This is a genomic window from Stenotrophomonas sp. GbtcB23 (genome assembly GCF_019091045.1).
Taxonomy (GTDB): Bacteria; Pseudomonadota; Gammaproteobacteria; order Xanthomonadales; family Xanthomonadaceae; genus Stenotrophomonas; species Stenotrophomonas rhizophila_A.
On sequence record NZ_JAGXKC010000779.1, the window covers coordinates 1 to 229 of the forward strand.

Consider the following 229-nt stretch of genomic DNA (forward strand, 5'->3'; position numbering starts at 1 on the left):
GTCGGGCGTGGCCGTACTCAACGGCCTGGTCATGATCGCCTTCATCCGCCGTCTGCGCGAACAGGGCGATCTTCTGGACGACGCTGTCCGGGACGGCGCCCTTGGACGCCTGCGGCCGGTGCTGATGACCGCCCTGGTAGCCTCGCTGGGCTTCCTGCCCATGGCCTTGAATGTCGGCGCCGGCTCAGAGGTGCAGCGCCCGCTGGCCACTGTCGTCATCGGGGGGATT

1 protein-coding gene is annotated in these 229 nt (G+C 68.6%); it reads left to right on the forward strand.

Features of this window, described 5'->3' with window-relative positions; genetic code table 11:
* The coding region (locus tag KVS69_RS20895; RefSeq protein WP_217540273.1) for an efflux RND transporter permease subunit at positions 1-229 on the forward strand (229 nt) is incomplete at both ends.